6 protein-coding genes are annotated in these 5,897 nt (G+C 35.8%); all 6 read right to left on the bottom strand.

All coding sequences use genetic code 11. The features are described from left to right. Positions 1-192, bottom strand: a 192-nt coding sequence (locus CI949_RS15570) for a family 1 glycosylhydrolase (protein ID WP_290767959.1), incomplete at its 3' end; no start/stop codon positions are given. A 55-nt stretch (positions 193-247) separates the two neighbouring features. Beyond that, positions 248-1,171: an ABC transporter ATP-binding protein gene (locus tag CI949_RS15565; RefSeq protein ID WP_290767956.1), complete on the bottom strand. Its 924-nt coding sequence runs from the start codon at positions 1,169-1,171 to the stop codon at positions 248-250. Continuing rightward, entirely contained in the window at positions 1,164-2,150 is a 987-nt protein-coding gene (locus CI949_RS15560) for an ABC transporter ATP-binding protein (protein WP_290767954.1), read from the bottom strand. The genes CI949_RS15565 and CI949_RS15560 overlap by 8 nt, the downstream gene beginning before the upstream one ends. Positions 2,151-2,153: 3 nt before the next feature. Then, entirely contained in the window at positions 2,154-3,017 is an 864-nt protein-coding gene (locus tag CI949_RS15555) for an ABC transporter permease (protein ID WP_290767952.1), read from the bottom strand. Between the two features lie 3 nt (positions 3,018-3,020). Continuing rightward, positions 3,021-4,010 carry an ABC transporter permease gene (locus CI949_RS15550; RefSeq protein WP_290767950.1) on the bottom strand — a complete coding sequence of 330 codons (990 nt, stop codon included), beginning with the start codon at positions 4,008-4,010 and terminating at the stop codon, positions 3,021-3,023. Positions 4,011-4,093: 83 nt separating this feature from the next. After that, positions 4,094-5,773, bottom strand: a complete 1,680-nt coding sequence (locus CI949_RS15545) for an ABC transporter substrate-binding protein (protein WP_290767948.1) — start codon at positions 5,771-5,773, stop codon at positions 4,094-4,096. Between the last annotated feature and the right edge of the window lie 124 nt (positions 5,774-5,897).

Here is a 5,897-nt window from a genome sequence, read left to right as displayed (position 1 = left end):
ATCTTCTTTGAATCTATGGTAATGATCACAGGCAAGATCGCCTGTATCATTATTTGAGATATTTCCCTTTTGATGAGTAAATCTATCCCAGATAGATTCACCTTTACCATCTTCATTATAAGCTCCTTCAATCTGATAGGATGCTGTTGCAGCACCCCACTCAAAATTTTCGGGAAAGACTATTTCTGCCATCCAAAAGCCTCCTCTATCCAAATCTAATCATCAAAATCTTATTACAAAAGTAATACTATTTATCACTGAATAAAACACTGTGTTCTTCTTCTATTTCAACAAATCCTTTACCCTGATTTTCTTGATAGAATTCCTTAACATCCTGTACAACCTGTTCTGGTAGAAATTCTTCATCCGGATCCCAGCGCTCACCTATTTCGGGAACTGCTTCAAATAACATCTGAGTATAGGGATGAGTTGCATTTTCATAAACTTTTTTGGTATCTCCTCTTTCTACCAGTCTTCCTTTATACATAATTAATGAGTGATCGGAAATATAATAACCAAGGTTTAAATCATGGGTGATAAAAATAACTGCCATACCATGTTTCTTGCAGGATTCTACCAGTAAATTTAAAACACCAATTCTGGTTGATGCATCAAGCATACTAATTAACTCATCTGCTATTAGTACATCTACATCCATCAGTAAAGCTCTAGCAATCAGTAATCTCTGCAGCTGACCTCCACTTAACTGATGCGGAAATTTTCCCAGAGTCCGATCAGGATTTAAGTTAACATCAAAAAGTGCCTCTCTAATCGCCTGATCTTTGTCTTCATAATCTAAATCAAAAGAATCAAAAATCAAATCAAAAACTCTATCCACTCTGTATAAGGGATTAAAAGTTGCAAATGGATCCTGAAAAATCCCCTGAACCCGACGATAATACTGTTTAGTTTCTTCTTTTTCTTTGATCTCAGAAATATCTTTACCATTATATATTATCTTTCCCTCACTGGGATTTATTAGCTTCAAAATTAATTTTCCAACGGTTGTCTTTCCACTACCGCTTTCTCCAATTAAAGAAATAATTTTTCCTTTTTCAATATGAAAAGATACATCTTTAGCCGCTACAGTATATTCTGGATTTAAAATTCCACTTTTAAAGACTTTGGTTAAACCCTGTACTGACATTACAACATCTTTATTTTTAGCCATTGAGATCACTTCCTAACTCTTTCCATCTCCAGCAGGATACATAATGATCTTCTGCAACCTTTTCTCTTTCAGGTGTTTCTTCACATTTATCAATTGCATAAGGACAGCGATGTCTAAAACGACAGCCCTCTTCAATATTTAATAAATGAGGAGGTGTCCCTTCAATTCCAGATAACCTCTTGTCTTTATATTGGATACCTACTTTAGGTAATGAATCAATTAAAGCTCTGGTATAAGGATGACGAGGATTATCGACAATTTCATCTGTCGGACCAATCTCAGCAAAATTACCTGCATACATAATCATAATCCGATCAGCAATCTGATAGAGAATAGATAAATCATGAGTAATAAAAATTGAAGATTTAATAATTCCTAAATCCCGCAGGTTGGCAAGCATTGTTGCCACAAAACGCTGAGAACTTACATCCAGTGCTGAGGTGATTTCATCAGCAATTAAAAATTCTGGATCTAAAATTGTAGAGATAACCATAATAACTCTCTGCTTCATCCCACCTGATAACTCAATTGAATATCTATTTAATACTGATTCATCAAGATTTACCAGATCCAGTCTTTCTTTTACTTTATCAAAGAATTCTTTATCTGTTTTTATGCCATGCTGCCTGGCCAAATCTGCTATATAGGTCTTAATTTTTTTGGTAGGAGAAAAAGCATCCAGAGCATACTGTGGAATTAAAGAAATTGTTCTAAGACGAAGCTCCTTAAATTCCTCTTCACTCATCTGCATAATTTTATTACCCACCAGATCAACTTCGCCAGAAATATATTTAAGAGGCTTTTTTCTCGAAATAAAAGTACTGGCAAGAGTACTTTTTCCACAGCCTGACTCACCAGCCAAGCCAAGTATTTCTCCTTTTTTTAGATTAAAAGTTACATTATCTACTGCTTTAACCTGACCTTTTAAAATATCATAATATGCTTTTAAATTTTTAACTTCTAATATATTCTCGCTCATAGCTTACATCTCCCTCAAACGTGGGTTAAAGGCTGCATCTAATCCTGTATTGATAAAGTATAAAGCTGTAATTAGAATTGTTAAAATCAAACCAGGAATTATTGCCCACCACCACATACCAAGTTGTATACCATTCCAGTTAACAGCATTCTGCATTACAAGACCAAGAGAAATACCCTTAGTTGGACCAAGTCCTAAAAACTCTAACTGAACTGTTGCCAGCATTGTTCCATTAAACTGCTGAATAAATACCATAAATACATAGGAAAACATATTGGAAGCAATATCTTCTCTTAAAATCCTGCCAACACTAATTGAAGAAATCCTGGATAGAGACACATATTCTTGATTTTTTAAAGAAAGGGTCTGAGATCTAACGGCTCTTGCTGTCCAGGGCCAGGCTGTTGAAGCAACGATTACTGCCATAACAAATGTCCCCCGTACTTCCAGAAATGCTGCAATTACAATTAAAAGTGCAAGCTGTGGCATCACTACAAAAATATTGGTTAACATCATTAAAAGCTCATCAAAAATTGTTCCACCATAATAACCAGCAACAAAACCAATTATACAGCCGATTAAAGTTGCAATACTACCAGCTATAGCCCCCACTAAAAGAGTTGAGCGCAGACCATTAACCGTCCGAGTAAATACATCCTTACCATCAATAGTTGTACCGAAAAAATGATCTGAGGAAGGGGGTAAATAACCCTGTCCGGCATATTCATCATATTCATATTGAGCAATCATTGGGCCAAATGCTGCCAGCAAAAAAACAAAGGCTACAATAGTTAAACCAAAAATAACTTTTTTATTTGTTAAAGCATAATATAAATTTTCATGTTTTGCCCAGAAATCTTTTGCCATAACCTAAACCTCCTCAGTAAATGAAAGTCTAACTCTTGGATCAATGAACATATATACTATATCTACTATAAAATTCGCTGCTAAAACCATGGTTACAATTGTTAAAAATACTCCCTGCATTAAAAAATAATCCTGGTTTTGTACTGCATCAAGCATCATTCTACCGAGACCGGGATAATTAAATACCACCTGAACTGTTATTGCGCCACCAACAATTCGACCAATTCTTAAAGCCAGACCTGTAACCTGTGGTAAAACACCATTACGAAAGCCATAACGCCTGATCAATTTTTTAGAGGCACCCAGAGTCTCCATATACTTAGAATAATTTGAACTTTTTTCGTACATGATCATATTGCGCATACCGATTGCCCAGCCACCGAGCTGAACCAAAAACATAGTAAAAAACGGCAAAAACCAGTGATGTAAAAAATCAGCTATAAAATTCCAGGTAAAAGCAGGTGAGGCCGTCGAACTGTAGGCTCCACTGATTGGGAACCAGCCAATAACCACCCCAAAGAAAAATACTATAATCCCGGCCATCCAAAAATATGGTGAGGAAGCTAAAAAATAAAAGAATGGCATTGAAGCATTATCGACTTTTTTATCTGTCCCGGAATAAGCACCCAGTTTATTACCAACAATCCAGCTTAATATAATTGCAGGAAACAGAACTGCCAGATCATAGACAATAGCTCTTTTTATAATATCTATTACTGGTGTTGGAAACTGAATAATTGAAATTCCGAAATCAAGCGTAAAAACTGATTTCCAAAAATTAAGATATTGTTCCCATAGAGGCTGATCTAAATTAAAAAGCAGGGTAAGTTGATCCTGCAAAATTTCACGTCCGCCCTCCATACCGGAAAAACGTGACAAAAGTGATTGGATTGGATCCCCAGGCATCATTCTGGGAATTATAAAATTAATTGTTACTGCCAGAATAAATGTAATAATATAGATAATTAATTTTTTCCGCAAATATTTACCCATCTTTTGCTGCTCCTTTCTAAATAACAGGCCCGATAAAAAATTATCGGACCTGTATTAATAACTCAATTCAATTGTTTTGACTTTTACTCTGCTGGTTCCAGCCCAATTAAGGTATGAATCATACCTAACTGATAAGCATTACCCCAACTTACTGGAACACCATAAGGATCATCCTCATTTGGCCAGTTAGTCCAATTATTTGTTGTCTGCTGAGCCCAGAGACCATTATGCCAGAGAGGTACTGTTGGCATTTCTTCTAAAAGAATTCTCTGAATCTCAGAAGCAATTTCCTGTTTTTCAGTTTCATTCTTTGTCATGTTAAATTTATCAATTAAATCAAAGAGTTTAGGGTTATCATAAGCACCCCAGTTACCATTACTGATTGTTTCGCCATGAATACTCTCGTTTGCTACACCATCCCAGTAATCAAATGGATTTGAAGAAAGAGTAGTGTTAAAGTTACCAATCAGCATATCAAAGTCTTTATTGAAACGCTTATTATCAAATAGTGAGGAATCTGGGAAGTTAGGTGTAATATTTACCCCAATTTCTTCAGCATTTTGAGAAATAACTCTAACAGCTGACATCCAGTCTGTCCAGCCACTAGGAACAATAATACTTAGTTCTAATGGATCTCCATTAGGCATATCTCTCCAACCATCACCATCTGCATCTACATAACCTGCATCATTTAATAATGCTTTGGCTTTAGTAGTATTATATTCAAAACCATAATCTTCTACTACTTCTTCATCTAAATATTCTAACCAACCTTCTCCAAATAAACCAGTAGGATTAGCAGCCTGTACTAAACCACCATATACACGGTCAACAATTGCCTGCTGATCTACCATAAAGGCCATTGCTCTTCTAAATTTAACATCGTCCATTGGCTTTCTGGTTGTGTTCATGTACATATTAGCTGTGTTCCAGGAAAGCATATATGGTTCTTCTTCGTACCAAGTTTCTAAACCAAATTGGTCTTTAACTTTTTGGATTCCAGGTAGGAAGTTATTACTTAAATCAAGCTCACCCTTCATCAGCATACCCATAACAACATTGTTACTCTGGTTTACTAAGTCAACAATGTATTTTGGTGTAGGCTGACCAAAAACATCATTACCCCACCAGTCTTCATTTCTTTCCCAGACCATTCTATCCTGACCAGCTTCTCTGGCCATATATGGACCAGTACCAACAGGATCTTTCATTGTTCTGGTAATTAATTCGTCAGATGGAATTTCACTCCAGATATGTTCTGGGATAATGTAACGCTGATATAATTCAGAATCCCATTCTGCATAATGTGGTTCACTGAAGGTAAATCTAACTGTATAATTATCTTCTGCCTCTACAGATTCCATCCAGTCCCAGACAGGTGAATACATTATAGAGTTATCTTTTGCAAGTTCATAAGTAAAGACAACATCTTCTGCATTAAATTCTTCACCATCTGTCCAATTAATACCTTCTCTTAAATTAAGAACATATTCATTGTCGGAAACCCATTCTCCACTTTCAGCCAACCAGGGCTGATATTCGTTTTCAAGTGGGTTGTAAGAGAACATTGTTTCATAAACTAAGCCACCTGTACCTGGAGTAGGGTTAGGAATTAGAACATTCCAGGTTGATGGAGGTCCCCACATTGCTCCAGAAACAACTAAGGTCTCTTCTCTAGGAAGATCCTGAGCCAGAGACATACCTCCAACTAGAAATAGAAAAGCCAGAGTTAGAATTAAAACCTTCTTACCAACATTCATCATTAATAAACACCCCTTTAAATTATTTTGTAATGCAAAATGTCACTCTCTTTTGTCTTAAGGGATTATTAACTTATAAAAGTAAGAGTGAGCAAATTTTTAGCAATTCCACTAATCTTCATTAAAT

This window comes from Halanaerobium sp. (assembly GCF_003070835.1).
Note: the sequence above shows the minus strand (reverse complement) of the source record. Positions and strands in the feature narration are given on the sequence as shown.

What these genes read in the sequence shown, in the direction of transcription:
- CI949_RS15565 (WP_290767956.1), bottom strand. Translation starts at nt 1,171, where the DNA reads ATGGCTAAAAATAAAGATGTTGTAATGTCAGTACAGGGTTTAACCAAA.
- CI949_RS15560 (WP_290767954.1), bottom strand. Translation starts at nt 2,150, where the DNA reads ATGAGCGAGAATATATTAGAAGTTAAAAATTTAAAAGCATATTATGAT.
- CI949_RS15555 (WP_290767952.1), bottom strand. Translation starts at nt 3,017, where the DNA reads ATGGCAAAAGATTTCTGGGCAAAACATGAAAATTTATATTATGCTTTA.
- CI949_RS15550 (WP_290767950.1), bottom strand. Translation starts at nt 4,010, where the DNA reads ATGGGTAAATATTTGCGGAAAAAATTAATTATCTATATTATTACATTT.
- CI949_RS15545 (WP_290767948.1), bottom strand. Translation starts at nt 5,773, where the DNA reads ATGATGAATGTTGGTAAGAAGGTTTTAATTCTAACTCTGGCTTTTCTA.